This window comes from Streptomyces sp. NPDC052040, from assembly GCF_044548405.1.
Classification (GTDB): domain Bacteria; phylum Actinomycetota; class Actinomycetes; order Streptomycetales; family Streptomycetaceae; genus Streptomyces.
On sequence record NZ_JBIUBV010000004.1, the window covers coordinates 64900 to 90947 of the forward strand.

General features: G+C 72.7%; 25 protein-coding genes and 1 riboswitch. Of the genes, 6 read left to right on the forward strand and 19 right to left on the reverse strand.

From position 1 onward, the window contains the following. Window positions 1-195: 195 nt before the first annotated feature. Genes ACIHAA_RS11005 through ACIHAA_RS11035 form a run of 7 tightly spaced genes read right to left on the reverse strand, consistent with a single transcriptional unit; the run spans window position 196 to window position 4901 of the window. Window positions 196-651, reverse strand: coding sequence for a PH domain-containing protein (locus ACIHAA_RS11005; protein WP_399815558.1), 456 nt, complete (start codon window positions 649-651; stop codon window positions 196-198). Window positions 652-665: 14 nt separating this feature from the next. Then, complete coding sequence (hisG, locus tag ACIHAA_RS11010) at window positions 666-1514, reverse strand: ATP phosphoribosyltransferase (protein ID WP_399815560.1); 849 nt, start codon at window positions 1512-1514, stop codon at window positions 666-668. A gap of 47 nt (window positions 1515-1561) precedes the next feature. Next, complete coding sequence (locus tag ACIHAA_RS11015) at window positions 1562-1834, reverse strand: phosphoribosyl-ATP diphosphatase (protein WP_399815562.1); 273 nt, start codon at window positions 1832-1834, stop codon at window positions 1562-1564. A gap of 34 nt (window positions 1835-1868) precedes the next feature. Next, on the reverse strand, window positions 1869-2354 hold the full coding sequence (gene ribH / locus ACIHAA_RS11020) for a 6,7-dimethyl-8-ribityllumazine synthase (RefSeq protein ID WP_399815564.1): 486 nt from the start codon (window positions 2352-2354) through the stop codon (window positions 1869-1871). A gap of 20 nt (window positions 2355-2374) precedes the next feature. After that, a complete protein-coding gene (locus tag ACIHAA_RS11025) occupies window positions 2375-3664 on the reverse strand; it encodes a bifunctional 3,4-dihydroxy-2-butanone-4-phosphate synthase/GTP cyclohydrolase II (protein WP_399815566.1) in 1290 nt (429 codons plus the stop codon). After that, window positions 3661-4305 (reverse strand): nicotinamide riboside transporter PnuC, encoded by a 645-nt coding sequence (locus ACIHAA_RS11030; protein WP_399815567.1) that lies wholly within the window; start codon window positions 4303-4305, stop codon window positions 3661-3663. The genes ACIHAA_RS11025 and ACIHAA_RS11030 overlap by 4 nt, the downstream gene beginning before the upstream one ends. Continuing rightward, window positions 4302-4901: a riboflavin synthase gene (locus tag ACIHAA_RS11035; RefSeq protein WP_399815569.1), complete on the reverse strand. Its 600-nt coding sequence runs from the start codon at window positions 4899-4901 to the stop codon at window positions 4302-4304. The genes ACIHAA_RS11030 and ACIHAA_RS11035 overlap by 4 nt, the downstream gene beginning before the upstream one ends. Window positions 4902-5048: 147 nt before the next feature. Then, window positions 5049-5179, reverse strand: a riboswitch (FMN riboswitch). 335 nt (window positions 5180-5514) lie between these two features. Here ACIHAA_RS11035 and ACIHAA_RS11040 point away from each other — a divergent pair. Continuing rightward, a complete protein-coding gene (locus tag ACIHAA_RS11040; RefSeq protein WP_399815571.1) occupies window positions 5515-6399 on the forward strand; it encodes an RNA polymerase sigma-70 factor in 885 nt (294 codons plus the stop codon). A gap of 146 nt (window positions 6400-6545) precedes the next feature. Continuing rightward, window positions 6546-7295, forward strand: a complete 750-nt coding sequence (locus tag ACIHAA_RS11045) for an SDR family oxidoreductase (protein WP_399815573.1) — start codon at window positions 6546-6548, stop codon at window positions 7293-7295. 223 nt (window positions 7296-7518) lie between these two features. Here the strand turns inward: ACIHAA_RS11045 and ACIHAA_RS11050 are convergent, their stop codons facing one another. Continuing rightward, on the reverse strand, window positions 7519-8709 hold the full coding sequence (locus tag ACIHAA_RS11050) for an ROK family transcriptional regulator (RefSeq protein ID WP_399815575.1): 1191 nt from the start codon (window positions 8707-8709) through the stop codon (window positions 7519-7521). Window positions 8710-8854: 145 nt separating this feature from the next. Between ACIHAA_RS11050 and ACIHAA_RS11055 the strand changes: the two genes are divergently transcribed. Beyond that, window positions 8855-10066, forward strand: a complete 1212-nt coding sequence (locus tag ACIHAA_RS11055; protein WP_399815577.1) for an MFS transporter — start codon at window positions 8855-8857, stop codon at window positions 10064-10066. On the opposite strand, the gene ACIHAA_RS11060 is transcribed toward ACIHAA_RS11055, so the two are convergent. After that, window positions 10026-10484 carry an acyl-CoA thioesterase gene (locus tag ACIHAA_RS11060; protein WP_399815578.1) on the reverse strand — a complete coding sequence of 153 codons (459 nt, stop codon included), beginning with the start codon at window positions 10482-10484 and terminating at the stop codon, window positions 10026-10028. The two genes, ACIHAA_RS11055 and ACIHAA_RS11060, sit on opposite strands and share 41 nt — an antisense overlap. A gap of 240 nt (window positions 10485-10724) precedes the next feature. Here ACIHAA_RS11060 and ACIHAA_RS11065 point away from each other — a divergent pair, with 240 nt between their 5' ends. From ACIHAA_RS11065 to ACIHAA_RS11075, 3 genes are all read left to right on the forward strand, one after another. After that, the gene (locus tag ACIHAA_RS11065) at window positions 10725-12155 is read left to right on the forward strand and encodes a uracil-xanthine permease family protein (RefSeq protein ID WP_399815580.1); all 1431 of its coding nucleotides are present in this window, start codon (window positions 10725-10727) and stop codon (window positions 12153-12155) included. 104 nt (window positions 12156-12259) lie between these two features. After that, on the forward strand, window positions 12260-12937 hold the full coding sequence (locus ACIHAA_RS11070; protein ID WP_399815582.1) for a DUF5995 family protein: 678 nt from the start codon (window positions 12260-12262) through the stop codon (window positions 12935-12937). 108 nt (window positions 12938-13045) lie between these two features. Beyond that, window positions 13046-13975 carry an LLM class F420-dependent oxidoreductase gene (locus ACIHAA_RS11075; RefSeq protein WP_399815584.1) on the forward strand — a complete coding sequence of 310 codons (930 nt, stop codon included), beginning with the start codon at window positions 13046-13048 and terminating at the stop codon, window positions 13973-13975. Between the two features lie 46 nt (window positions 13976-14021). On the opposite strand, the gene ACIHAA_RS11080 is transcribed toward ACIHAA_RS11075, so the two are convergent. From ACIHAA_RS11080 to ACIHAA_RS11125, 10 genes are all read right to left on the reverse strand, one after another. Continuing rightward, window positions 14022-15719, reverse strand: a complete 1698-nt coding sequence (locus tag ACIHAA_RS11080) for a flavin monoamine oxidase family protein (RefSeq protein WP_399815585.1) — start codon at window positions 15717-15719, stop codon at window positions 14022-14024. Between the two features lie 49 nt (window positions 15720-15768). Then, window positions 15769-16557 carry a carbon-nitrogen hydrolase family protein gene (locus ACIHAA_RS11085; protein WP_399815587.1) on the reverse strand — a complete coding sequence of 263 codons (789 nt, stop codon included), beginning with the start codon at window positions 16555-16557 and terminating at the stop codon, window positions 15769-15771. A gap of 209 nt (window positions 16558-16766) precedes the next feature. Continuing rightward, on the reverse strand, window positions 16767-17150 hold the full coding sequence (locus tag ACIHAA_RS11090) for a DUF742 domain-containing protein (protein ID WP_399815589.1): 384 nt from the start codon (window positions 17148-17150) through the stop codon (window positions 16767-16769). Window positions 17151-17156: 6 nt separating this feature from the next. Next, the gene (locus ACIHAA_RS11095) at window positions 17157-17603 is read right to left on the reverse strand and encodes a roadblock/LC7 domain-containing protein (RefSeq protein ID WP_399815591.1); all 447 of its coding nucleotides are present in this window, start codon (window positions 17601-17603) and stop codon (window positions 17157-17159) included. Continuing rightward, window positions 17593-20274 (reverse strand): nitrate- and nitrite sensing domain-containing protein, encoded by a 2682-nt coding sequence (locus ACIHAA_RS11100; protein ID WP_399815592.1) that lies wholly within the window; start codon window positions 20272-20274, stop codon window positions 17593-17595. Before ACIHAA_RS11100 ends, ACIHAA_RS11095 begins: the two co-directional genes overlap by 11 nt. A gap of 130 nt (window positions 20275-20404) precedes the next feature. Next, a complete protein-coding gene (locus ACIHAA_RS11105; protein ID WP_399815594.1) occupies window positions 20405-21871 on the reverse strand; it encodes an HAD-IA family hydrolase in 1467 nt (488 codons plus the stop codon). Window positions 21872-21922: 51 nt separating this feature from the next. Further along, window positions 21923-23011, reverse strand: a complete 1089-nt coding sequence (locus ACIHAA_RS11110) for an ABC transporter ATP-binding protein (RefSeq protein ID WP_399815596.1) — start codon at window positions 23009-23011, stop codon at window positions 21923-21925. 5 nt (window positions 23012-23016) lie between these two features. Beyond that, window positions 23017-23829: an ABC transporter permease gene (locus ACIHAA_RS11115; protein WP_399815598.1), complete on the reverse strand. Its 813-nt coding sequence runs from the start codon at window positions 23827-23829 to the stop codon at window positions 23017-23019. Beyond that, a complete protein-coding gene (locus ACIHAA_RS11120) occupies window positions 23817-24716 on the reverse strand; it encodes an ABC transporter permease (protein ID WP_399815599.1) in 900 nt (299 codons plus the stop codon). Before ACIHAA_RS11120 ends, ACIHAA_RS11115 begins: the two co-directional genes overlap by 13 nt. Beyond that, a complete protein-coding gene (locus ACIHAA_RS11125; protein ID WP_399815601.1) occupies window positions 24713-25870 on the reverse strand; it encodes an ABC transporter substrate-binding protein in 1158 nt (385 codons plus the stop codon). The genes ACIHAA_RS11120 and ACIHAA_RS11125 overlap by 4 nt, the downstream gene beginning before the upstream one ends. Window positions 25871-26048 lie beyond the last annotated feature (178 nt).

Below are 26048 nucleotides of genomic sequence, written 5' to 3' on the forward strand. Positions count from 1 at the left end.
AGACGCACGCTGTGTCGGCAGGGGGCGGCGCAGGTACTACAGGACGATCCGTCCATCGCCGGAGGGAGTCACTCCTCGGGTAGAAGGAACCCCTGAGCACCGGGCGGAGCCTCAGGGGCAGAGGCGCCCCGTGAGCGCCTCTCCCACCAGATTAATCAACATTCCGGCGTCTGTGTCCGCCAGGGCGGCCCGGAGTCAGCCCTGATGTCGCTCGGAACCGGCGGTGGAGCGGACCTCGGCGAGGATGCGCAGGGTCCGCGCGTCCTCGATGGCCCGCTGCTTGGCGATGCCCGGCTGGATGCCGAGGGCGGGCAGGCTGGTGCCGTCGCTGAGGTTGAGGAACACCCAGGGGTCGCCCGGACGCAGGTTGACCTGGAGGATCTCGGCCCAGTCCAGGCGGCGTCGGCTGGCGATGTTGACGACGGTGACCCCGGACTCGTCGGCGACGACCTTGGGCCGGGAGAGCAGCAGCAGGACGCCACCGAGGAGGGCGCCGGTGAGGACGAAGCTGAGGCGTTCCCCGGTGGTCAGGGTGTCCAGCAGCAGAGCGACCGCGGTGATGACGGTGAATATCGTGATTCCCGCGGTGACCAGCACGGCGCGGGTGCGGCCGGGCCGGAAGGTCACGGGGAGGGAGGGCTGGTCCGACATGGGTGTGCGATCCCTCACAGACGGCAGGCGTGGATGGCCGTGGTCAGGATGGCCCGGGCGCCGATGGCGTACAGGTCGTCCATGATCCGCTGGGCCTCCTTGGCCGGGACCATGGCGCGGACGGCGACCCAGCCCTCGTTGTGCAGCGGGGACACGGTCGGGGACTCCAGGCCCGGCGTCAGCGCGACGGCCTTCTCCAGCTGCTCGACCCGGCAGTCGTAGTCCATCATCACGTACGTCCGGGCCACCAGGACGCCCTGGAGGCGGCGCAGGAACTGCTGGACCTTGGGTTCCTCGATGTCGGCGCCGGTGCGGCGGACGACGACGGCCTCGGACTTCATGATCGGCTCGCCGATGACCTCAAGGCCCGCGTTGCGCAGCGAGGTGCCGGTCTCGACGACGTCCGCGATGACCTCGGCCACGCCGAGTTCGATGGCGGTCTCCACGGCGCCGTCCAGGTGGACGACGGAGGCGTCGATGCCGCTGTCGGCGAGGTGCTTGGCGACGATGCCCTCGTAGGAGGTGGCGACCGTCATGCCGGTGAGGTCCTCGACGCCCTTGGCGGTGCCGGGCTTGGTGGCGAAGCGGAAGGTGGAGCGGGCGAAGCCGAGGGGGAGGATCTCCTCGGCGTTGGCGCCGGAGTCGATGAGCAGGTCCCGTCCGGTGATGCCGATGTCGAGGCGGCCGGAGGAGACGTAGATCGCGATGTCGCGGGGGCGGAGGTAGAAGAACTCGACCTCGTTGCCCGGGTCGACGATCCTCAGTTCCTTGGACTCCCGCCGCTGCTGGTAACCGGCCTCATGCAGCATCTCCGCCGCAGGGCCGGACAGGGAACCCTTGTTGGGGACGGCGATGCGCAGCATGAGGTCGGCTTCCTTTGCTCGTTCGTACGGAACTGGGAGGGGCTGGCTCAGAGGTGGGCGTAGACGTCGTCCAGGGAGATCCCGCGCGCCACCATCATCACCTGGACGTGGTACAGCAACTGGGAGATCTCCTCGGCGGCTGCCTCCGCGCCCTCGTACTCGGCGGCCATCCAGACCTCGGCGGCCTCTTCGACGACCTTCTTGCCGATGGCATGGACGCCCTTGCCCACCAGTTCGGCGGTGCGGGAGGTGGCGGGATCGCCGTGGACGGCCTTGTGCTGGAGCTCGGTGAACAGCTCCTCGAACGTCTTCTTGGACATGGTGCTGCTAACCCTACGCGCTCCGGTTGCTGTCTCAGTGCCAGGGCTCGGACACCGAGCGGAGCGTCGCGGCGGTCGCCACCGCCGCCGTCACGGCCTCGTGCCCCTTGTCCTCGGTGGAGCCCTCCAGACCGGCGCGGTCCAGGGCCTGCTCCTCGGTGTCACAGGTCAGCACGCCGAAGCCGACGGGGACGCCGGTCTCCACGGACACCTGGGTGAGGCCCTGGGCGACGCCCTGGCACACATAGTCGAAGTGGGGGGTGCCGCCGCGGATCACGACCCCGAGGGCGACGATGGCCTGGTAGCCCCGGCCCGCGAGCACCTTGGCGGCGACCGGCAGCTCGAAGCTGCCGGGGACCCGCAGCAGGGTCGGCTCGTCGATGCCCAGTTCGTGCAGGGCGCGCAGGGCCCCGTCGACCAGACCGTCCATCACCTTGTCGTGCCACTGTGCCGCGATCACGGCGACCCGCAAGTCGCTGACATTGCGTACGGACAGCTCCGGTGCACCCTTGCCGCTCACGTCTCTCCTCCGTGCTCTTTCTACTGGTTGCCGCAGGCCGACACGGCGGTCGTGTCCAGCCAGGGCAGGTCGTGCCCCATCCGGTCCCGCTTGGTGCGCAGGTAGCGGAAGTTGTGTTCGCCCGCCTGTACGGGCATCGGTTCCCGCTCGGCGACCTCCACACCGTGCCGGACCAGTGCGTGGATCTTGTCAGGGTTGTTGGTCATCAGCCGTACGCTGCGGATGCCGAGGTCCTGGAGGATCCGGGCACCGGCCGCGTAGTCCCGGGCGTCGGCGGGCAGCCCCAGCTCCAGGTTGGCGTCCAGGGTGTCGCGGCCGCGCTCCTGGAGTTCGTAGGCGCGCAGCTTGGACAGCAGTCCGATGCCGCGTCCCTCGTGGCCGCGCAGATAGACCACCACGCCCCGGCCCGCGCTCTGGATGCGTTCGAGGGAGGCTTCCAGCTGGGGGCCGCAGTCGCAGCGCAGCGAGTGGAAGACGTCGCCGGTGAGGCACTCGGAGTGCATCCGGACCAGCACGTCCCGGCCGTCGCCGACTTCGCCGTGGACGAGGGCGACATGCTCGACCCCGTCGACGGTCGAGCGGTAGCCGTACGCCGTGAAGGTGCCGAAGGCGGTCGGCAGGTTGACCTCGGCCTCGCGGCGGACGGTGGGCTCGGCGGAGCGGCGGTGGGCGATCAGGTCCTCGATGGAGATGATCGTGAGACCGTGCTTGCGGGCGAAGGGGACCAGCTCCGGCAGGCGCAGCATATGGCCGTCCTCACCGGCGATCTCCACGATCGCACCGGCCGGGCGCAGGCCCGCGAGCCGGGCGAGGTCGACGGCTGCCTCGGTGTGCCCGTTGCGGACCAGGACGCCTCCGGGCCTGGCGCGCAGCGGGAAGATGTGGCCGGGGCGGACGAAGTCCCCGGGGCCCGCCTCTCCCCCGGCGAGCAGCCGCAGGGTGGCGGCGCGGTCGGAGGCGGAGATCCCGGTGGTCACCCCGTGGGCGCCGCTCGCGTCGACGGACACGGTGAACGCGGTGCGCATCGACTCGGTGTTGTGGTCGACCATCTGGGGGAGTTCGAGGCGGTCGAGCTCGTCGCCCTCCATGGGGGCGCAGATCAGGCCGCGGCACTCGCTCATCATGAAGGCGACGATCTCGGGGGTGGCCTTCTCGGCGGCGATGACGAGGTCGCCCTCGTTCTCCCGGTCCTCGTCGTCGACGACCACGACCGGGCGGCCGGCCGCGATGTCGGCGATGGCCTGCTCGACCGGGTCGAGGCGGAGGTCCTCGATGTTGTCCATGCTGTACAGGACCGGCGCGGACGTCATGCGTGGGCTCCTTCCAGAACGGGCCGCGCGGTGAGTCGGGAGCGCAGCCACCAGTCGCGCAGGCCCCACAGGACGAGCGCGCCGTAGATGACGTAGACGAATCCGGAGAAGGCGAAGCCGTTGGCGAAGTTGAGGGGGACGCCGACGGCGTCGACCAGCAGCCAGGCGAGCCAGAACTCGACCATGCCGCGTGCCTGGGCGTACATGGCGACGATGGTGCCGACGAAGATGTAGGCGTCGGGCCAGGGGTCCCAGGACAGCGACGGGACGGCGGTGAACAGGCCCGCCACGGCGAGGGTGCCCGCGGCCGCGGCACCGGCCAGGACCGCGCGCTCCCGCCAGGTGGCGAACCGGACGGCGATGTGGCCGTCCTCCGCGGTGGCCCGGCCGCGGTTCCACTGCCACCAGCCGTAGCCTGCGACGGCCATGACCACGATCTGCTTGCCCGCGCTTCCGGAGAGGTGGGCGGTGGCGAAGGCGGCGAAGAGGATGAGTCCGGACAGGAACTGGATCGGCCAGCTCCAGATGGAGCGCCGCCAGCCGAAGGCCAGGGCGACCAGGCCGATGATGTTGCCGATCATGTCCGACCACTTGATGTGCTGGCCGAACAGGACGAAGGCCTCGGAGTTGAGCCAGTTCACCGGGTGGCTCCGTTCGCCAGCAGCCGTTCCACGTACTTGGCGACCACGTCGACCTCGAGGTTGACCGGGTCGCCCGGGCCCTTGAGACCGAGGGTGGTCAGGGCAAGGGTGGTGGGGATGAGGCTGACGGTGAAGTAGTCCTGTGCCGCCTCGACGACCGTGAGACTGATGCCGTCGACGGTGATGGAGCCCTTCTCCACGACATAGCGTGAAAGCTCCGCGGGCAGCGAGACCTTGACGATCTCCCAGTTCTCGGACGGCCTGCGCTCCAGGACCGTGCCGGTGCCGTCGACATGGCCCTGCACGATGTGCCCGCCGAGGCGCGCGCCGACGGCGGTGGGCCGTTCGAGGTTGACCCGGGAGCCGGTCGTGAGGGCGCCGAGGCTGGAGCGGTCCAGGGTCTCCGCCATGACGTCGGCGGTGAATTCGTCGCCCTCGTGCTCCACGACGGTCAGACAGACCCCGTTGACGGCGATGGAGTCGCCGTGCCGGGCTCCTTCGGTCACGACCGGTCCACGGAGCCGGAAGCGGGAGGAGTCGCCGAGATTCTCGACGGCGGTGACCTCACCCAGCTCTTCGACGATTCCGGTGAACACTTCCCGGGTCCTCCTGCCTCAACGGGGCACGGACTCCGGGGCCTGTCGATGACGACAGAGAACACGGGCGAGAACACCGGGGGCGACGCCGGACAGAGCCCGTCCCGAGGACGAGCCGATACGGCGGCGCGCATGGATGCCCGCCCGCCGCGCACTGCCTCCCATCCGGACTTTAACCGTCGGTCCAGGAATTTCACCTGGTCAACCGGCCGCTGGAGGCGACCGGGTCGCGGACTGTAACCGCCGGTTCGGACTTTCACCGACCCCGGAGTGCGCTGCTTCTGGTACAGGCCCAGTGTGCCACGCCCGCTCGGGGGCCAGATGGGTGAACGAGTGTGCGGTGCCTCACACGTTCGGGGGCTGGACTTCCGCGCCCCGGCCCGCCGCGTCGGCCTGCCGCGCCGGAGGAAAACGCCCCAGGGGCACCGGGGGCAACTCCCTTCAGGTCGAGGGCATTTGACAACTGGTCCACACCTATTGACCGCCCTGGTCTAGTCCTTTTAGGGTCGGCGGTCCCGGCGCGCGCTGCGCCGTCCCCGAGCGGCCCGGCGGCGGTGACGGAGGCCCTTGCCCCGCCGCCGGGCCCCCAGCCGGTGTCTGCGAGGCTGCGCGCGTGACGACAGACACCGACGCGTTCGAGCGCCACCGTCCGCGCCTCTTCGGCCTCGCCTACCGGATGCTGTCCTCCGCCACGGAGGCGGAGGACGCGGTGCAGGACGCCTGTCTGCGGTGGATCGCGGCCGGACCGGACACCGTGGAGCACCCCGGCGCCTGGCTCACCAAGGTCGTCACCAACCTCTGCCTCACCCGCCTCACCTCCGCCAGGGCCCGGCGCGAGGTGTACCCGGGGCCCTGGCTGCCGGAGCCGGTGGTCACCTCGGACGGTGCGCTGGGTCCGCTGGAGTCGGCCGAGCGGCGGGAGGCCGTGTCCTTCGCCCTGCTGGTCCTCCTCGAGCGGCTCACCCCGGCGGAGCGGGCCGTCTATGTGCTGCGCGAGGCGTTCGCCTACAGCCACCGGGAGATCGCGGAGGTGCTCGGCCTCGGCGAGGCCAACTGCCGCCAGCTGTACCGCAGGGCGGCCACGCGGCTGGCCGCCGACGGCGCGCGGTTCGACGCGGAGCCCGAGCACCGGACCCGGCTGGTGGAGTCCTTCCTGACGGCGGCCCGGGAGGGCGACATGGCCGCTCTGGAGCGGCTGCTCGCGGCGGACGTGACCTGGTGGGGCGACGGCGGCGGCAAGGTCACCGCGGCGCGGCGGCCGATCGAGGGGCGCGAGAAGGTGCTCCGCTTCCTGGCGGGCGCGCTGCGGGGCTTCGCCCTGGACACCGACTTCGCCATCGAGGAGATCAACGGCGGTGCCGCGCTGGTGGGCCGGTACGGGGGCCGGGTCGCCGGGGTGCTGACGTTCGAGGTGCGCGGCGGGCTGGTGGCCGCGGTGCGGGCGGTGGTGAACCCGGACAAGCTCGCCTTCGCGGAGCGGCAGCTCGACCGGGGCTGAGCGGTTCGGGCTCTTTTGACGTGGGGCGCACATTCCTTTCGGCGCCCGTCGCCTCCGGCGGATGTCACATTCCGGGGTGCCGTCCGGTCGTAGAGGTGAAGGGTGTGCCGGCAGGGGGCACCCGGCATCCGAAGGGACGGAACGGCATGACCACGATCCTGGTGACCGGCGGCACCGGAACCCTCGGCCGGCTCGTCACCGAGCGGCTGCGGGCGGACGGCCACGAGGTGCGGGTCCTTGCCCGGCACGCGGAGACCTACGCGGTCGATCTGGTCCGGGGCGGCAGCGGTCTGGAGGCGGCCCTCGCGGGGGTGGACACGGTCGTGCACTGCGCGAGCTCCCCGCGCGGGGGCGACGAGCAGGCCGCCGCCCGGCTGATCGACGCCGCGCGCCGGGCGGGTGTGGCCCATCTGGTGTACATCTCGATCGTCGGGGTGGACGCGGTGCCGATCGGCTATTACCGGGCCAAGCTCGCGGTCGAGCGGCAGATCCAGGAGTCGGGGCTGGGCTGGACGATCCTGCGGACGACCCAGTTCCACGATCTGCTGGTGCGGGTGTTCGAGGCTCTCGGCAGAATGCCGGTGCTGCTGCTCCCGGCGGGGCTGAGCGACCAGCCGATCGCGGTGGCCGAGGTGGCGGACCGGCTGGCGGACCTGGCGACCGGGGAGCCCGCCGGGCGCGTCCCGGACATGGGCGGACCCGAGGTGCGCACCGCCCCCGACCTGGCTCGCGCCTGGCTCAGGGCGACGGGGCGCCGCCGGGCGGTGGTGTCGGTGCCGCTCCCGGGCGGGGCGCTGCGCGCCCTGCGCGCCGGGGGCCATCTGACACCGGGGAACGCGGTGGGGCGGGGCACCTTCGAGGAGCATCTGCGGGAGCGCTTGGGCGGCGGGCGCTGAGGCGGGAGCCGCTCCAGGCTCCCTTCGGCGGCGCGCTGAGGCGGGAATCGCTCAAGGGCCCGCTCGGCGGCGGGTGCTGAGGTGCAGGCCGCTCAAGGGCCCGCTCAGCAGAGGGTGCTGAGGCCGGGAACGGCCACGGGTGCCGAGGTGGAGGGCTGCTAGAGGCTCCGTCACAGTGGCGTCCGGCGGCGGATGCCGAGCCGGGAGCCGCTCAAGGCTCCGTTCAGGAGCCCGGCGGGGTGAAGAGGTCGTCCTGGGCGCCGTCCCGTGCCGTCAGCAGGGCGCCGCGCAGGACCGCCGCGCCGCCGAGTTCGCTCGGCCGTACCTCGGTCCGCAGCGGTGACATACGCCCCAGCCGCTCCTGGACGCGGGCGGCGAGTTCCGTCCCGCCCGCCCGGCCGACCTCGCCGCCGAGCACCACACAGCCGGGGTCGAGCACGGCGGTGACGGATGCGGCGCCGATGGCGAGGCGGTCGGCGAGGGCGTCCAGGAAGCCGGACGCGGCGGGGCCGCCCGGATGGGCGGCGACGGCCCGGTGGACCAGTGCCGCCGCGGCCGGGCCGTCCGCCCGGCCCTCCGTCGGCAGGCCGAAAAAGGAGGCCAGTTCGGCGATGGCGGCCGCCCCCGCCAGCGAGTGGAAGCCGCCCTCGCAGTCCGTGGCGGAGGGCAGGGTGCGGGTGCCCGGCACCGGCAGGAAGCCGATCTCGCCGGTGCCGCCCGAGGCGCCGCGCCGCAGGGCGCCGTCCAGCACCACGGCCGCGCCGGTGCCGTGCCCCAGCCACAGCAGCACAAAGGTGTCCCGGTCCCGCGCGGCCCCCTCGCGCTGTTCGGCGAGCGCGGCGAGATTGGTCTCGTTCTCCACGATCACCCGCGCGGGCAGCCGTTCCTGGAGGGCGGTCACCAGTCGGCGGTGCCAGGCGGGCAGCCCGGTGGAGTCGCGCAGTTCGCCGGTGCCGGGGTCGATCAGCCCGGGCGCCCCGATGCCGACGGTGTGCAGCGCCCCGGCACCGGCCTCCTTCGCGGCCCGCTCCACCAGTGCCACCGCCTGCTCGACCGCGGGTCCCGTCCCGGTGTCGCCGCCGATGGGCGCCGAGGCCTCGGCGAGCACACCGCCGAGCAGATCGGACACCAGGACGGAGACACCTTTGGTGCGCACGTCTAGAGCCGCGAGATGGGCGCGGTCGGCGACGATCCCGTACAGCCGGGCGTTGGGCCCCCGCCGCTGTTCGCCCGACTCCCCCACCACCGCGATCAGTCCCGCCGCGGCGAGGCGCTCGACGAGATCGGCGACCGTGGGCCGGGACAGTCCGGTGAGCTGCTTCAACCGGCCTGCCGTCAGGGGGCCTTCCTGCTGGAGCAGGCGCAGGGCGTGCCGGTCGTTGATGGCCCGGGCGGTCCTGGGTGATGCGGGCATGCCGGGATCCTTCCAGATCGGCGGGGCCGCGCGGTCCGGCGGCTCCTTGTTGCCCCTCCCGGCCCTCTGTCTATCAGGCAGGGTTCCTGATAGTTTGCGGCCGCGCAGCAGGGCGGACGTCCGGGGAGGGCCGAGAATGACCGTGATGACCGCAGGAGGCCGTGAGCAGCGCGCGGCGGGGCGCGCCCGGTACGCCGTCGCCGCCGTGTTCGCCGTGCACGGCGCCGTCACCGGCTCGTTCGCGACCCGGGTGCCCTGGATCCAGGAGCATGCCTCGGTCGGCGCCGGGCAGCTGGGGCTGGCGTTGGCCTTCCCCGCGCTCGGCGCGTCCGCCGCCATGCCGCTGGCGGGCGGCCTCACCCATCGCTTCGGGACCCGCACCGCCCTGCGGGGACTGATCGCCCTGTGGACCCTGTCCCTGGTCCTGCCCTCCCTCGCCCCGAACCTGCCCGTCCTGTGCGCGGCGCTGTTCGTCTACGGCGCCTCGGCGGGCATGGCGGACGTGGCAATGAACGCGCTCGGCGTGGAGGTCGAGAACCGGCTCGGGCGGTCGGTCATGTCCGGGCTGCACGGCATGTGGAGCGCCGGTGCCCTGCTGGGGTCGGCGGGCGGGACGCTCGCCGCGCACCTCGGCACGGACGCCCGGCTGCACCACGCGCTCGCTGCCGCCGTCCTGACCGTGCTGGGCGTGGTCGCCTGCACCTGGGTGCTGGACCTCCGGCCCGCCGCGGACGAGGAGCCCCCGCCGCGGTTCGCGCTGCCGCCGCGGTCGGCGCTGCTGATCGGCGCCATCGGGTTCTGCGCGGTGTTCGCGGAGGGCGCCAGTCTGGACTGGTCCGCCGTCTATCTGCGCGAGCGGCTGGAGACCTCGGCCGGGCTGGCGGCCGCGTGCACCACGGGCTTCACCCTGACCATGGCCGTCGCCCGGATCGCGGGCGACCGGGTGGTGGACCGGTTCGGCGCGGTGCGCACGGTGCGGGCGGGCGGTGTGCTGGCCGTCCTCGGCGGACTGCTGATCGTGACCGGGGGCCGTCCGGCGGTGGCGATGGCCGGGTTCGCGCTGATGGGTCTCGGTATCGCGGTGGTGGTCCCGCTGTGCTTCGCGGCGGCGGGCCGCAACGGTCCGAACCCGAGCCAGGCCATCGCCGGAGTGGCGACCATCACCTACACCTCGGGGCTGGTGGCGCCGGGCGCGATCGGCTCCCTGGCCCAGGCGACCAGCCTGGTGGTGTCGTTCGGCCTGGTGACGGTGCTGGCCTGCGGGCTCGCGGCGTTCGCAGGGGTGCTGCGGGCGGGCGAGAGCAGCCGCCCGGGGGTCAGTCGGCCGGACGCAGCAGTTCCCGGCCCGCGGACCTGAACCGCTCGCTCCACGGCGCGGGGCGCAGCGTCGCCGCGTCCAGCCGGACGAGGACCCGGGTGCCTCGGGCGTAGGTGGTCGTTCCGTCGGCCGAGCAGAACCGGAACCCGTAGGTGAGGCCGGTGGTCCCGAGCCGTTCGAGCCAGAGGTGCACGGCGTGGGGGCCCGGCCGGGTCACGGGGGCGTCGTAGCTGATCCGCAGTTCCTTGACCGCGTTGCAGGAGTCGCCCGCGGCCTGCCAGTCACCGTCGAAGCCGAAGCCCCGCTCGTGCCAGAGTGCCGTCCAGGCCCGCTCGACCAGGACCGGATAGCGGCCGTTGTGGAGCAGGCCCAGTGCGTCCAGATCGTCGAAGTGGACGGTGACGGGGACCAGTCGGCCGTACGACAGGGCAGGCGCGGTCTGCGCTTCGGCGGTCACGGGCGGGGCTCCTCGACGGGCTCTGGAGAGGCGCTCGCGACGGTGCGGCGCGGGAACTCCCCCATGGTAAGCGGTCGCTCAGCCGACTCCTCCCCCGGGGCGGGTGACGAGGCTCTCCCTCACCCCCGGTCACCTGCGTGAACACCGTCCACGCCCGGGACCGGGTGGTCGGCGGAGCACCTGGTCCCCCTGACAATGGTGCGGACAGTTCTTCACGTACAGGGAAAGAGACGCTTCACCATGGACCTCGGCGTGCGCTGGAAGCTGCACGGAGACGGGCGCACGCCCGCACCCGGAGCGGTCGTCCGCCCCGACGAACGGCTCTCCTGGCCCCGCACCATCGGGCTCGGCGCCCAGCATGTCGTGGCCATGTTCGGAGCCAGCTTTGTGGCTCCGGTGCTCATGGGCCTGGACCCCAATCTCGCGATCATGATGTCGGGCGTCGCGACCGCGATCTTCCTGCTGGCCACCCGCGGCCGGGTGCCGAGCTATCTCGGCTGCTCGCTGTCGTTCGTCGGAGTCGCCGCGGTGATCCGGGCCCAGGGCGGCACCAGCGCCACCGTGACCGGTGCCGTGTTCGTGGTGGGCATCGCGCTGTTCCTGGTGGGCCTCGCGGTGCAGCGGTTCGGGGCGCGGATCATCCATGCCGCGATGCCGCCGATCGTGACCGGCGCCGTGGTCATGCTGATCGGCTTCAACCTCGCCCCGGTGACCGCCTCGACGTACTGGCCGCAGGACCAGTGGACCGCGCTGCTGGTGATGCTGTTCACCGGGCTCGCGGTGGTGTGTCTGCGCGGCTTCTGGTCCCGGATCGCGATCTTCCTGGGCCTGCTCTTCGGCTATGGGATCTCCTGGGTGTTCGACCGGACCCTCGGGAAGATCCACTCGGTGGACGCGAGCGGCAGGCTCACCGACCACTGGCGGCTGGACCTGTCCGGGGTCGGCAGGGCGGACTGGATCGGCCTGCCCCACTTCCACGGCCCGTCCTTCCAGTGGTCCGCCGTGCTGGTCGCGCTGCCCGTGGTGATCGCGCTGGTCGCGGAGAACGCGGGGCATGTCAAGGCGGTGGGCGAGATGACCGGCGACCCGCTGGACGACAAGCTGGGCACGGCGATCTCGGCCGACGGTGTCGCCTCCATGCTGTCCACCGCGGTCGGCGGCCCGCCCAACACCACGTACTCCGAGAACATCGGCGTGATGGCCGCCACCCGTGTCTACTCCACCGCCGCCTACTGGGCCGCGGCCGCCTTCGCCCTGCTCTTCGGCGTCTGCCCCAAGTTCGGCGCGATCGTGGCCGCCGTCCCGGGCGGGGTGCTCGGCGGCATCACCGTGATCCTCTACGGCATGATCGGCCTGCTCGGCGCGCAGATCTGGACCAACTCCGGGGTGGATCTGCGCAATCCGCTGAACCTGGTGCCCGCCGCAGCCGGAATCATCATCGGCGTCGGCAACGTCAGCCTGAAGTTCACCGACCACTTCTCCCTCAGCGGCATCGCCCTGGGCACCGTGGTCGTCATCACCGGTTACCACGCGCTGCGGGCGCTGGCCCCCGCGCATCTGAAGACCCAGGAACCGCTGCTGGACTCGGGCACCTCCTCGTACGACGAGAAGGGCGACGGGGACGACGGCGCCCCGGCCTCCGGGGACCCGCGCAAGCACACCGAGCCGTAGCACCGGCGGGCGCCCCCGACGGCCCAGGGCGCCCGTCCCCCGTTCCGGGGAACCGGGGCCGTCCGGGGGTGCCCGGTCCGTGCCGGGGCTGGGACGCTGCCCCCATGGTGCGGTGGAGGCAGTGCACGTCCGAACTGGACACGGTGGTCGCGCGGATGCGGGCGCTCGACGAGGTCTGGCCCGAGCACGACGGGGTCGCGGTCTTCAACCGGGTGTATCTCGCCGTCACCGAGGAGGTGGACCGCCGTCTGGGCGCCGGATGCTTCCCGGACCGCCGGGCCGCGACCGCGCTGGACCTGCGGTTCGCCGAGCGGTATCTGTCCGTCGCGGAGGAGGAGGGGCCGCCGCCCGCCTGCTGGCGGCCGCTGTTCCAGCTCCGGCGCCATCCGGGTGTACGCCCGCTCCAGTTCGCGCTGGCGGGCATCAACGCGCACATCGGCCACGACCTGGCGCTCGCCGTGGTCGACACCTGCCGTGTGCTCGGCTGCGAACCGGACGCGCTGGAGGACGAGTTCGAGCGGGTGGGCGAACTTCTCCGCTCGCTGGAGGAGCGCATCCGGGAGGATCTGATGCCCGGCCCCGACCTGCTCCAGCTCGCCGATCCGCTGACCCATCTGATCGGCGCCTGGAGCCTGGAGCGGGCCCGGGAGGGCGCGTGGGCGGCGGCCCGGGCACTGTGGGCGCTGCGCCATCTGCCGGACCTGGCCGAGGAGTTCGGGCTGCGGCTCGACGCGGCGGTGGGGTTCGCCGGACGGATGCTGCTCACCCCGCTGGGGAACTGATCCGGCCGCCCTCGCCTGTCGCACCGGGACGGACCCGGCGGCCGCTGTACGTTGCCCGGAGGGCTCAGAGGGCTCAGGGGGGCCGTCCACGGCGAAGGAGCAGCAGGCATGGCGATCCGGCTCGGGCTCGGTCTCCCGCAGAACCAGCAGTACGACATCGGGCGGGACGTGCCGGACGTCGCACGCGCCGCCGAGGAGACGGGCTACGACAGCCTGTGGGTGTACGAGCGGGCCCTGTTCCCCGAGCCCGCCGGCCAGGGCCTCTACGGCATCGAGGGGATGCCCTGGCCGGACAGCTACCGCGGGGTGGCCGAGCCCCTGACGACGCTCGCCCTCGCCGTCACCGCCACCCGTCGCGTCCGGCTCGGCACCAGCGTGCTGGTGGCTCCCCTGCACGGCCCCTTTCAGCTCGCCAAGGCGCTGGCCACGCTGGACGCCGCGAGCGGCGGCCGGATCGTGGCGGGCCTGGGCACCGGCTGGTCCCACGACGAGTACGCGGCCGCCGGGGTCCGCCCCTTCGAGGAGCGCGGCCGGGTCCTGGACGAGATCATCGACGTCTGCCGCGCCGTCTGGGGCCCGGACCCGGTCTCCTACGAGGGCGGCCTCACCCGGATCTCCTCGGCCGCGGTCGCGCCCAAACCGGCCCGGCCGATCCCCGTCCTGCTGGCGGCCACCACCAAGAGGGCCCAGCGGCGGCTGGTGGACAAGGCCGACGGCTGGATCCCGGTGGGCCTCGGCCCCGAGGTACTGGCCGGACAGCTGCGGGCGCTGGAGGAACTGGCCGAAGAGCAGGGCCGGGTGGAGCCCCTCCAGACGGTGCTGCGCGCCAACGCCGCGTACACGGCGAGGGATCACGCCGGTGCGGACCGGGGCCCCTTCCAGGGCAGCGTCAACCAGATCGTGGCGGACCTGGCGGCCCACGCCGAGGTCGGCGTCGACGAGATCCTCGTCGACCTCCAGGGCTCGGTGCGGGACGCCCGGGAACTGACGGACGTGGCCGCGCAGCTGTACACGACGGTGCGGGCGGCCGGTCTCTGACCGGGCCGCCCGCACCGTCGCCGGGAATTGTCGGACAGGCCCTGGCTCAGTCCTCGGGCAGTTCCACCGGCGCGATCTCGTCGTAGAGGTCGCCGGGGCCGGGGTTCGACGGGTCCGTGGTGCCGCCGAAGTGGTGCATCACGCCCCAGACGGCGTTGAGCGCGGTCTGCACGGCGCCCTCGGCCCAGCCCGCCGTCCAGGAGATGTCGTCACCGGCGAGGAAGATGCCCCGCTTGTCGGCGGGCAGCCGGTCCTGCATGAAGTGGGTGAACAGGCGCCGCTGGTAGCGGTAGTGGCCGGGCAGGTTGGCCTTGAACGCGCCCATGAAGTAGGGCTCGTTCTCCCAGGAGACGGTCACCGGGTTGCCGATGATGTGCTTCCTGATGTCGACGTTCGGGTAGATCTCGCCGAGCGACTTCAGCATGACCTCCATCCGCTCGTTCGCGGACAGCGGCAGCCACTTCAGGCTGTCGTCGCACCAGGTGTAGGAGAGGCAGATGACGGCGGGCCGGTCCGGGCCGTCGTCCAGCAGATAGGTGCCGCGGGTCATCCGGTCGGTGAGCGTCATCGACATGGTGTCCCGGCCGGTGACCTCGTCCTTGTCCAGCCAGAAGGGCCGGTCCACGGGCACGAAGAGCTTGCTGGACTCCATGTAGTGGGTGCGCTCGATCGCCGTCCAGTGGTCGATCGGGAACAGCGCGTCGTCGCAGGCGATCTTGGAGAGCAGCATCCAGGACTGGGCGGTGAAGACCGCCGCCCGGAAGGTGCGGATGTCGCCGTCCGCGTCGGTGACGGTGATCCGGTTGCCCGCGGTGCGGTGCAGCCGGGTGACGGCGGGCCGGGGCTCGCCGCCCTCGTGCAGGGACTTCAGCGAGGTGCCGTAGGACCAGTGCACGATCTTCTGGGGCTCGCGCTCCCACAGGCGCAGCGGCAGCTGCTGGGAACCGCCGACGATGCCCCGGTGGTGGTCGTCGGCCTCGGTGTAGACGACCCGCAGGATCTCCAGGATGGAGTTGGGGAAGTCGGTGTCCCAGCCGCCGGTGCCGAAGCCGACCTGGCCGAAGATCTCGCGGTGGCGGAAGGACTTGAAGGCGTCGGAGTCGCAGAGGAAGCCGTAGAACGTCTGGTTGTCGAGCTTCTCGACGAGCTTCGCCCAGATCTCCCGGATCCGCGGCACATCGCGCTCGCGCAGGGCGCGGTTCATGTCGGAGAAGTCGGCGCCCTCCTCCAGGCAGGCGTTCCACGCGTTCGCCACATCGCGGTAGACCTGCGGCAGGTCGTCGAGGGTCTCGGCGTAGTGGGACTCGCCCTTGAGGTCCACCACGGTCGAGGGGGTGGCCTCGGCGAGCGGGTTGGGGAACGGCGCGGTGCGCAGGTCCACCAGGTCGATGTAGTGCTGGAGCGCGGTGGAGGACGGCGGGAAGCGCATGGCGCCCATCTCCGCGGTCAGCGACGGGTCGCAGCCCTCGAAGCCGACGGTGCGCAGTCGGCCGCCGATCTGGTCGGCCTCGTAGACGACGGGCTTGAGGCCCATCTTCATCAGCTCGTACGCGGCGACGATGCCGGAGAGACCGCCACCGATGACGGCGACCTCGGCGCCGTGCTCGGTCGCGGGTACCTGGCCGATCCCCGCCGGGTGGGCGAGGAAGTCGTCGTAGGCGTAGGGGAAGTCCGGGCCGAACATGGTGATCGGCGGCTGCTGCTCGTCGGCGTGCTCGACGGCGTTGGGCACCGTGGACGTCATGGGGTACGGACTCCTTGCGCGGGAAGAACTCGGGGGGAGGCTGAGGGGGTCAGACGAGGGACCCGTAGAGGCCGGGGCGGCGGTCCTGGAGGTACGGGTTGGCCTCGCGGGAGGCCGCGAGGCGGGCGGGGTCGACGTCCGCGAGGACGAGTTCCTCGGCCCGGCCGGCCCGGGCGTGGGCGACCCCGTCGGGTCCGGCGAGGGTGGACAGCCCGACGAACTCGAACTCCCCTTCCGCACCGACCCGGTTGACGTAGGCGATGTACAGCTGGCTCTCGAAGGCCCGCACCGGCACCAGGGATTCGGCGACGAACTGGAAGGGGTGCATCTGCGCCGTGGGCACCACCAGGAGGTCGGTGCCGGCCAGGGCGTGGGCGCGGACGTTCTCCGGGAACTCGACGTCGTAGCAGATCATCAGGCCGACGCGGAGGCCGTCCAGTTCGGCCTGGACGACCGGCAGGTCACCGGGGGTGAAGTGGTCGCGCTCGAAGCAGCCGAAGAGGTGGGTCTTGCGGTAGTTCGCGAGGCGGGTCCCGTCGGCGGAGACGAGCTGCACTGCGTTGTAGACGGTCTCGCCGTCCCGCTCCGGGTAGCCGTAGGCGACGGCCAGGCCGTGCCGGGCGGCGATGTCCGCGATGGCGTCCGCGGAGGCACCGTCGGCGGGCTCGGCGAGTCGGGCGACCTCGTCGCCGATCGCGTAGCCGGTGAGGAACATCTCCGCGGTGATCAGCAGCCCGGCTCCCGCGGCGGCGGCCCGGCCCGCGGCCTCGTCGAGCACCGCGAGGTTCTCGGCGACCGAGGCGGGGTGGCCGGAACTCTGGAGCAGGGCGGTGCGCATGCGTGTTCTCCACCGGTGCGAAAGGGGCGAGGGGGGCAGTTAGACGGTACGGTCGGCGCCCGCGGGCGGACAAGAAGGAGCCGTTGCGTGCCGGTGAGCGGATCGTTGCGTGCGCGGCGGTCCGCACGGCGATTCGTTGCGCGCCCTCGGCCCTCCCCCGGGCCGCCGGGCACGGACGGCACCACCGGCGCCCCTGCGGGGCCCGGGGCTCACAGCTCGCGCAGCCGCTCCACGATCTCCCGCAGCAGCTCGGGATCGGCGGCCGGGCCGCCCGCGGGCCCCCCGCGCGGCTCGTCGATGCGGACCAGACCGGCTTCCAGCAGGTCGCCGAGCAGCACGCGCACGACGGTCAAGGGGAGGTCGGCGTCCGCGGCGATCTCCACCACCGGCCGGGGCGCACGACGCACCAGGTCGAGCAGGGACGTCCGGGCATGGTCGACATCGGTGCGCCCGTCGCCGGTGTCCAGGGCGGTGACCTGCGACAGCAGGTCGATGGTGTGCCGGTCCGAGGGGCGGGTGCGCCCCCGGGTCACGGTGTAGGGGCGCACCATCGACCCGGTCTCGTCCTCGTACCAGTGGTCGTCGTCGGGCACGGGGAGTCAGGAGGCGGCCGGGCCCGCGGACCGTACGGCGGCGTCCATGTGGCGGCCGACCCGGCGCACCAGCAGCGCCATCTCGTGCGCCAGCTGTCCGACGTCGGTGCGGGCCTCGCTCAGGACGGCCAGCCGGGTGCCGGACCCGGCCGGGGTGATGAAGAGATAGGCGTCGTCGAGCATCACCATCGTCTGCCGGACGTTTCCGCCGTCGAACCGCTCCCCGGCCGAGCGGGCCAGGCTGTGGAAGCCGGAGGAGACGGCGGCAAGGTGCTCGATGTCCCGCTTCGGCATGCCCTCCGAGCAGCTCAGCGGGAGGCCGTCCGCGGTCAGCAGCACGGCCTGGCGTACGTGGTCGGTCCTGGCCACGAGGTCGTCGAGCAGCCAGCCGAGGTCCGTGCCGGGCGACCGGCCTTCTTCGTCGGGGTGCTCGGGGCTCTGGTCACGGCGCATCGTGGGCGTCCGTCCCTTCCTCGGTGTCGGTTCGCTCCGCGGGGGTCCCGGCGGGGCCGCTGTCCGTGGGGACGCCCCTGCGGCCCCGGTCCAGTCCGCGCTGGTAGGCGCCGAAGATCGCCCGTACCTCGTCGGCGCTCACCTCGCGCTCCGGCGGCTCCTCGGCACCCGGGGGCGCGGCGCGCAGCTCGGGGGCCAGGGATGCCTGCCGCACCCGGGTGGGCAGCGCGGGGGCGCCGGGCGCCGGACCGGGGGCCGCGCCCGCGGGGGGCTGTCCGGGCGCGTGCGGGGGCGTCGGGGCTGAGCGGGGCGCGGGGGCCGGGGCGGGGCGGGGCGCGGGGGCTGGTGACCAGGGGCGTTCCCGGTCGGGGGCTCGATCCGCGTCGGGGGCTCGTTCCGCGTCGGGCGTGCGTTCAGCGTCGTAGCTGCGTTCCCGGTCGTGGGTGCGTTCCGCGTCGGGGGCGCGCTCCGGGCCCGGGGCACGCCCCGGCTCGGCGGTGTACCCCCGCTCAGGAGTGCCTCCCGGCTCGGTGGCGCGCCGCGGTTCCGATGCGAGCTCCCGCTCAGGGGTGCGCGCCGGCTCAGGGGCGGGCCCCTGCTCAGGGGCGAACTCCCGCTCGGGAGCGGCTCCCTGCTCGCGTTCCCGGGTGAGAAGCGCCGTCCGCTGTCGTACGGGCAGGCCCGGGCCGGACGGTTCGTCCCGCCGGGCGGGGGTGCGGGGCCCGGGGGCCGCCGCGTCCCGCTCGGACGGGGCCTCGGTCGCTGCCTCCGCCAGGACGGTGGCCGGGAGCAGCACCACCGCGGTGGTCCCGCCGTACGGCGAGCGGGTCAGGGTGACCTCGATGCCGTGCCGGGCGGCCAGCCGTCCCACCACATACAGGCCCAGCCGGTCGTGGCGGGTCGGGTCGAAGTCGCCGGGGCCGCTGAGTGTGCGGTGGGCCGCCTCGATCTCGTCGGGGCCGAGGCCGAGGCCGCGGTCGTCGATCTCCAGGACGAAACCGCCGCGGGCACGGTCGGTGCGCAGGGTGACCCGGGTGCGGGGCGGGGAGAACACCGTGGCGTTCTCCAGGAGTTCGGCAAGCAGGTGCACCACGTCGGCGACGGCGTCCGCCGCGATCCCCACGTCGGGCATCGGCGGGACGACGACCCGCGCGTAGTCCTCGATCTCGCCCACCGCGGAGGACACCACGTCGGCGATGGGCACGGGCCGCCGCCAACGGCGGCCGGGCGCCGCGCCGGAGAGGATGATCAGGCTCTCCGCGTGCCGGCGCATCCGGGTGGTCAGATGGTCGATCCGGAACAGCTCCTCCAGGATGTCCGGGTCGTCCGTGCGCCGCTCCAGGGTGTCGACGAGCTTCAGCTGACGGTGGACGAGGGCCTGGTTGCGGCGCGCGATGTTGAGCAGCACCGCGAAGAGCCCGCTGCGGAGGGTGGACTGCTTCACGGCGGCCCCGACGGCGGCGTGGCGCGCGGCGTTGAAGGCGTGGCTCACCTGGCCGATCTCGTCGCTGCCCGCCTCGTCCTCGGCCAGCGGGGGCGCCTCGGCGAGGGCGTCCACCTGCTCCCCCGCGCCCAACCGCTCCATGACGTCGGGCAGTTGGCGGGTGGTCAGCAGGTCGGCGGCGTCCCGCAGGGTCTCCAGGCGGCGTGAGATCCGCCGGGCACCGCGCACCGACAGCCACAGCGACAGGCCCATGGCGACCAGTCCGGCCACGGCGACGGCGACGGCCTTGGCCAGCTCCCGGTAGGCGAACTCCCGGCCGTGGGTGGCCGAGTTCTTGGCCGCCTGGGTGCACAGCAGCATGTAGCGCTGCACGGCGCGGTCGGTGGTCGTCCGCCAGGAGTCGGCCGCGACCGCCCGGCCCGCGCCGTCGGCCCCCGCCCGCAGCAGGGCGTCCTCGCCCGAGGTCAGGGCCCGGTGCACGTCGTCGCGCCGGAAGCGTTCGAAGAGGGTGCGCGAGTCCGGCGGCAGATCGGGCACATAGGTCGCCTCGAACACCCGCCGGTCCTCGATGGTGGCGGTGAGCATGTCGTACTGACGGTCCGTCAGCGATCCGGCGGCACGCGCCCCGGCGACGAGAGCGTCCTCCCGCGAGACGAACTCCCGCACCCGCACCAGCTCGGTGACGACCTGCGCCTCCCGCGCGAGCCGCCCGGCCTGGAGGGCGGTCAGGGCGGACTGGACGCGGAAGCCGGGCTCCACCAGGGCGCTGTACTCGGTGACCGCGCCGTCCCAGGTGATCCGGCCGGTCAGCACCCGCTCCCGCAGCCCCTCCAGCTTGCCGGTGGCGGCGAGCGCGGAGTCCAGCGCCCGCTGCTGGCCGCCGGACAGCCGGTCGCGGTCGCCGTCCTGGACCGCGTCGCGCAGGGTGTTCACCGCCCGGTCGGTGCGGCGCTCCTGCTCCAGCAGGTCCAGGGCCGCCCCGTTGCGGTGGCCCCCACCCAAGTAGGCCGCGGCGAGCCGCCGTTCGATCTGGATCTGGCCGACGGCGGTGTCGACAGGCGTACCGAAGTCCTCGTACACGCCCTGGACCCGGACGAGCGCCCGGAGTTCGCCGGTGACGGACACCATGGCAAAGCTCCACAGGATCAGCAGAGCGATCGCCGGGGCCAGCGAGAGCGCCACGATGCGGGTACGAACCGTGGTGGGGCGGCCGAAGAGCCGGCGCATGATCTCCCCCGGGGGGACAGGACGGTCGGGCAGGGGCGGGTGACCTGCATGAATACCCGCCGATAGTAAGTGCGGCTCAACCTACGGAATAAATCACGCCACCGCAACGGCTGCCCGGCCTGATCCGGAGTCAGGGCATACGGGGCACCGCGAAGGCGGTGACGACCGCCGCGTGGTCCGAGGGCCAGTCGTTGGCGGCGACATCCGGCCAGGGGCTCGGGGTGCCGACGACCAGGGTGCGGGAGTCCAGCACCGCAAGGCCCCGGTGGAGCACGAAGTCGATGCGGTCCTGCGGTTCGGGCCGCCCGCTGCCGTCCTCGTGCAGGGCGTGGATCGGGGACCAGGTGCGGCCCGGGTCGCGGACCGGGTCCGGGTGCGCCTCGCGGTAGGAGTCACCGAAGCCCGCCTCCTCCGCGGCCCTGGTCACCGGCCAGGCGACAGTCGGCCAGTCCAGGTGCGAGGGGCAGTTGAAGTCGCCGACCAGCACGACGGGAACTCCGTCCTCGGCCGACTCCTCGATCCGCCGCAGGGTGTCCCGCATCTGTGCGAGCCGCACCTCCTCATGGGCGATCAGCTCGGCCGCGGGCAGCCCGTCGAAGGCGGACTCGTAGGGCCCGTACGGGGTGTAGTCCAGGTGGGCCGTCCAGAGGTCGACCTCGCACCCCGGGGAGATGCGCAGCCGGACGCCCGCGGCGCCGTAGAAGCCGACGTCCGGGTCGCCGAAGCGGGCGACGACGGGGTGGCGGCTGATGATCCCGAGGTTCTCCCCGGCCCGGTGGTGGTGCCAGCCGAGCGCCTCGGCCAGTTCCTGGGCCGCGGTCCCGGCCGTCTCCTGGAGCCCCACCACATCGGCCCCCGCCTCCAGAACCGCCTTGACCTGCTTGGCCCGGTGGTCCTCGACCATGCTGCCGCCGAGCCACAGGTTCCAGCTCATCACCCGCAGGTCGCAGGGCAGCAGGGACCGCAGCAGCCCGGGCGTGGCCTCCTCCAGGCTGTCCAGCACGGTCCGGCCGGGGGCCGCTTCGATCGGCGCCAGCGACGGTACGGCGAGCACGGCGCAGCCCGCGGCCTCGGCGGAGGCGACTCCGGTCAGGGTGTCCTCCACGGCCACACAGCCGCCGGGGTCGACGCCGAGCGCGCGGCACGCGGCCAGATAGGGGTCGGGCTCCGGCTTGGTGCGCTCGGTGTCGTCGGCGGTGACGGAGACCGCGAAGCGGTCGGCGCCCAGGGCCGCGAGGACGGTGTCGGCGACGGCCCGCGGGGAGGCGGTCACCAGCGCCGTGGGGACACCGTTGCGGGCGAGGGCGTCGAGCAGGGCGAGTGCGCCGGGGCGGGGCACGACGCCGTGCCCGACCCGGTCGGCGAACTCTCGGTGCAGGTCCGCGGCGATCCCGTCGGCAGCGGCGCCGGTGAGCGAGCCCAGCCAGTCGGCCGTGTGCTCGACGGGACGGCCGAGCACCTCCGGCTGGTCGTCGTCGCCCAGTGTCCGGCCGAGCCCGGCCGCGACCCGCTCCACCGCCTCCCACCACAGTCGCTCGGTGTCGACGAGCGTGCCGTCCATGTCGAACAGGACGGCCTGGAGCGGGCGTCGGGTCACGGTGGTCTCTTTCCTGTGTGGGGGGATGGTGTCCATGCGAGGGGGGATGGTTCAGCGGGCGCGCTCGGCGACCAGCACGGGCCGCTCCGGCAGGCTCACGGTCACGGCGGAACCGGCGCCGGGCGCGGCCGCGTCGTGCGCGGGAAGGTCCGCCTTCAGCTCCGTGCCGTCGGCGAGACGCACGGTCAGCCGGACCGTGGCGCCGAGGAAAGCGGTGGCGACCACCCGTGCCCCGCCCTCGCCGTCCGCGCTCACCCGGACCGACTCGGGCCGGACCAGCACATCGACCTCGGCCGCGGCGGGTGCCTCCCCGTCGACCGGCAGCCGCTGTCCGAGCACCTCGACGGTGCCGCCGGACAGCCGTCCCGGGATGCGGCTCATGGTGCCGACGAACTCGGCGACGAAGGCAGTGGCCGGACGGTTGTACAACTCGGCCGGGGCGGCGCACTGTTCGAGCCGTCCGGCCCGCATCACCGCGACCCGGTCCGCCATGGACAGGGCCTCCTCCTGGTCGTGGGTGACGAACAGGGTGGTGATGCCGAGTTCCTGCTGAAGGCGGCGGATCTCCTCGCGCAGGCTGAGCCGCACCTTGGCGTCGAGCGCGGAGAGCGGCTCGTCGAGCAGCAGGACACGGGGGCGCAGGGCGAGCGCCCGGGCCAGGGCGACACGCTGCTGCTGTCCGCCGGAGAGCTGGTGCGGGTAGCGCTCGCCCTTGTCGCCGAGGCCGACCAGGTCGAGCAGTTCGGCGGCGCGGCCGCGCCGCTCGGCGGTGCGCACCTTGCGCATGCGCAGCCCGAAGGCCACGTTGTCGAGCACGGTCAGATGCGGGAAGAGGCTGTACGACTGGAAGACCATTCCGGCGTCGCGGCGGTGGGCCGGGACGCGGGTGATGTCCTCGCCGTCGACGAGCACGGCACCGGAGTCGGGGTGCTCGAATCCGGCGAGCATGCGCAGCGCGGTGGTCTTGCCGCAGCCGGACGGGCCCAGCAGGGCGAGGAGTTCCCCGGGCTGCACGGTGAGGTCCAGTCCGTCGAGGGCGACGGTGGGACCGAACTCCCGGCGCAGGGAGCGGAATTCGACGTGTGCGGCCTTGTCGCGGGCGAGGCTCGCGGCGGGCGGGGCGGCCTGGTCGAGGGTCATGTGGTTCATCCCTTGGCGGCGGTTCGGGAGCGCCCGCCGAAGACGGCGAGCGAGAGGAGCAGGGCCCAGGTGACGAGCAGGCTGAGCACGGAGACGGCGACGGACAGCTGGGCCTGGGAGCCGCCGATGCTGTAGATCCACACGGCGAAGGGGGTGAAGCCCAGCAGCTGGGCGACGGTGAACTCGCCGAGGACCAGCGCCAGTGTGAGGAAGGAGGCGTTCAGCAGCGCGCCGCGCAGATTGGGCAGCACCGCCTTCAGGAGCGCCTGGGTGCGGCTCGCTCCGCAGCTGCGCGCGGCCTCCACGAGGGTGCGTACGTCGACGGCCCGCAGGCCCGCGTCCAGGGACCGGTACACGAAGGGCAGCGCCATCACGACGTAGGCGAGGACGAGCACAACGGGGAAGTCCGGGTTCTGGACCGCCACGAACGTCTCGAACAGCGGGGTGCGGGAGAGGTAGTCGGGCCCCCACTTCAGGACGGTGGCGATGCCCGCGACGAAGGCGATCGGCGGGACCACCAGGGGCAGCGAGCAGACCACCTCGACGACCGGCCGCAACCGGGAGGCGTCGAGCCGCAGGGCGACGGTGGCGGGCACCATCAGCAGCAGCACCACGACGATGGTGGCGGCGGCCAGCTCCAGGGAGAGCAGCAGGCCGGAGCCGAAGCCGGGGGTGGAGACGATCTGGCGGTAGGCGTCGAAGGTGACGCCCTGGCCGGGCACGTCCACGGTGAAGACCACGGACGCGGCGAGCGGCACCAGGAAGTACAGACCGGCGAGGGCAAGGACGCCCCAGCGCCACAGGTTCAGGCGAGCCATCGGGCGCTCCGTCGTTGCAGGGGCAGGTACACGGCCATGACCAGGGCCGCGACCAGGACCATGTCGAGGCTGAGGGCGAGTGCCACGTTCTCCTGGCCGACCAGGACGTTGCCGGAGAGCGCGTCCGCGATCTGGAGGGTGACCAGCGGTACCGCGCTGCCCACCATGGCGGCGGCCGTGGCGTAGGCGGAGAAGGCGCTGCCGAAGAGGAGCACGAATCCGCCGAGCAGCGAGGGGCCGAGCACGGGCAGGGCCACATGGCGCCAGTACTGGAAGGCGGTGGCGCCGTTGTTCTGCGCGGCCTCGCGCCACTGGACGCGCAGCCCTTCCAGCGCCGGGGTGATGGTGAGGACCATCAGCGGGATCAGGAAGTACAGATAGACGACGACCAGGCCGGTGAAGCTGTAGAGGCTCCAGCCCTTGTCGGTGAGGCCCAGATGGCGGGTCACCACACCGGAGTTGCCGAGGGTGGCCACGAAGGCGAAGGCCAGCGGGACACCGCCGAAGTTGGCGAGGACGCCGGACGCGGTGAGCACGGCCTCGCGCAGGGCGCGGAAGCGGGAGGTCACCACGGCCTGGGCGAGCAGCAGTCCGAGGACGGTGCCGAGAGCGGCGCAGACCGCGGACAGCTTCACACTGCCGGTCAGGGCGGTGAGGTAGGCGCCGTGCAGGGAGAGGGTCAGATTGGCCGTGCTGTAGGAGGTGGCGCCGGTCGTCGGGTTCTTGACGCTGAAGGCGCCGTTCAGCATGGCCAGCGCGGGGATGCCGAAGGCGACGGCCGTGAAGACGAGCAGCGGGACGACGGCGAGCGTCCCGGTCGGGCGGCGCCGCCGCTGCCGGGGGGCAGCGGCGGGCAGCGTGTCAACCTCGGTGAGGACGGCGGTCATCCGGAGACGGCCTTGCCCCAGCCCTGCGCGAGGGCCGTCTTGGCCTTGCTCTGCTGGTCCTCGGTCGGGAAGGCGGGCATGCCGGTGACCTGCGGGAGCCTGGCGGCGGCGGTCTTGTCCAGGGTGCCGTCACGGTCCATGGCGGTCATCAGCGCGGGGCGGGCGTAGCCCTTGAGCCACAGGTTCTGGCCCTCGGCGCTGTAGAGGTACTCCTCCCACAGGCGGGCGGCCGCCGGGTGCGGGGCGTCCTTGGTTATGGCCTGCGAGTAGTACTGGGCGTACTTGCCGTCGGTGGGGATGGCCACCTTCCAGTCGAGGCCCTTGGACTTGAACTCGTCGGCGTAGCCCGCGTTCAGGTAGTCCCAGTCGATGCTGATCGGGGTCTCGCCCTTCTCGACGGTGGCCGGGGTCGACTCGACGGGCGTGTAGTTGCCGCTCTTCTTCAGCTTGGCGAAGAAGTCCAGGCCGGGCTGGATGTCGTCGAAGGAGCCGCCGTTCGCGAGCGAGGCCGCGTAGACACCGCCGAAGGCCGAACCGGACTTGGTGGGGTTGCCGTTGAGGGCGACCTGTCCCTTGTACTGCGGCTTGAGGAGGTCCTTGAAGGTGGTGGGGCACTCCTTGACGCGCTTGGCGTCGCAGCCGATGGAGACATAGCCGCCGTAGTCGTTGTACCAGCGGGCCTGCGGGTCCTTCTGCGTGGCCGGGATGCCGTTGTAGCCGGTCACCTGGTAGGGGGCGAGCAGGCCCTGCTGGGCGGCGCTCAGGGCGAAGGAGCTGCCGAGGTCGAGGACGTCGGGGACGCGGTCCTGGCCCTTGCGGGAGGTGACGGCGTTGATCTCGTCCTGGCTGGCGCCGTCCGGGTTCTCGACCTGGACCTTGATCCCGTACTTCTTCTGGAAGCCGTCGATCAGGGCTCCGTAGTTGGCCCAGTCGCGGGGCAGGGCGATCGCGTGCAGCGTGCCCTCCTTCTTGGCCGCCTTCGCCAGGGCGTCCAGGCCCCCGAAGTCGGCGGCCGAGGCCGCGGTGGCCGCGCTCTTGCCGTCGGCGGCGGCCGACGCCTTGTCGGGGGCGGCGCCACAGGCGCTGAGGGCGAGTGCGGCGGCGACGGCGAGGCCACCGGTGAGGACGGCGGTTCTCGGCTGGAACACGGTCACTGTCTCTCCAGGAGTGCGCGCGAGCGGGGGTGAAGCTGAGGCAGGGGAGAACTTGTTCAACTTGTCTGAACAAGTTGCCCCTAGTACGCCCGGCGTCGGTGTCCATTTCGTGAACGCGGGCGGAACCCTGGACCCTTCTTGCCTGCACAATCGCGACTGTCGAAGATCACGCCCAGGT

Excerpts from the sequence above, each read along its gene's own strand:
- ACIHAA_RS11005 (WP_399815558.1), bottom strand. The coding sequence starts at position 651 with ATGTCGGACCAGCCCTCCCTCCCCGTGACCTTCCGGCCCGGCCGCACC.
- hisG (WP_399815560.1), bottom strand. The coding sequence starts at position 1,514 with ATGCTGCGCATCGCCGTCCCCAACAAGGGTTCCCTGTCCGGCCCTGCG.
- ACIHAA_RS11015 (WP_399815562.1), bottom strand. The coding sequence starts at position 1,834 with ATGTCCAAGAAGACGTTCGAGGAGCTGTTCACCGAGCTCCAGCACAAG.
- ACIHAA_RS11025 (WP_399815566.1), bottom strand. The coding sequence starts at position 3,664 with ATGACGTCCGCGCCGGTCCTGTACAGCATGGACAACATCGAGGACCTC.
- ACIHAA_RS11045 (WP_399815573.1), top strand. The coding sequence starts at position 6,546 with ATGACCACGATCCTGGTGACCGGCGGCACCGGAACCCTCGGCCGGCTC.
- ACIHAA_RS11050 (WP_399815575.1), bottom strand. The coding sequence starts at position 8,709 with ATGCCCGCATCACCCAGGACCGCCCGGGCCATCAACGACCGGCACGCC.
- ACIHAA_RS11055 (WP_399815577.1), top strand. The coding sequence starts at position 8,855 with ATGACCGCAGGAGGCCGTGAGCAGCGCGCGGCGGGGCGCGCCCGGTAC.
- ACIHAA_RS11065 (WP_399815580.1), top strand. The coding sequence starts at position 10,725 with ATGGACCTCGGCGTGCGCTGGAAGCTGCACGGAGACGGGCGCACGCCC.
- ACIHAA_RS11070 (WP_399815582.1), top strand. The coding sequence starts at position 12,260 with ATGGTGCGGTGGAGGCAGTGCACGTCCGAACTGGACACGGTGGTCGCG.
- ACIHAA_RS11075 (WP_399815584.1), top strand. The coding sequence starts at position 13,046 with ATGGCGATCCGGCTCGGGCTCGGTCTCCCGCAGAACCAGCAGTACGAC.
- ACIHAA_RS11080 (WP_399815585.1), bottom strand. The coding sequence starts at position 15,719 with ATGACGTCCACGGTGCCCAACGCCGTCGAGCACGCCGACGAGCAGCAG.
- ACIHAA_RS11085 (WP_399815587.1), bottom strand. The coding sequence starts at position 16,557 with ATGCGCACCGCCCTGCTCCAGAGTTCCGGCCACCCCGCCTCGGTCGCC.
- ACIHAA_RS11095 (WP_399815591.1), bottom strand. The coding sequence starts at position 17,603 with ATGCGCCGTGACCAGAGCCCCGAGCACCCCGACGAAGAAGGCCGGTCG.
- ACIHAA_RS11100 (WP_399815592.1), bottom strand. The coding sequence starts at position 20,274 with ATGCGCCGGCTCTTCGGCCGCCCCACCACGGTTCGTACCCGCATCGTG.
- ACIHAA_RS11110 (WP_399815596.1), bottom strand. The coding sequence starts at position 23,011 with ATGACCCTCGACCAGGCCGCCCCGCCCGCCGCGAGCCTCGCCCGCGAC.
- ACIHAA_RS11115 (WP_399815598.1), bottom strand. The coding sequence starts at position 23,829 with ATGGCTCGCCTGAACCTGTGGCGCTGGGGCGTCCTTGCCCTCGCCGGT.
- ACIHAA_RS11120 (WP_399815599.1), bottom strand. The coding sequence starts at position 24,716 with ATGACCGCCGTCCTCACCGAGGTTGACACGCTGCCCGCCGCTGCCCCC.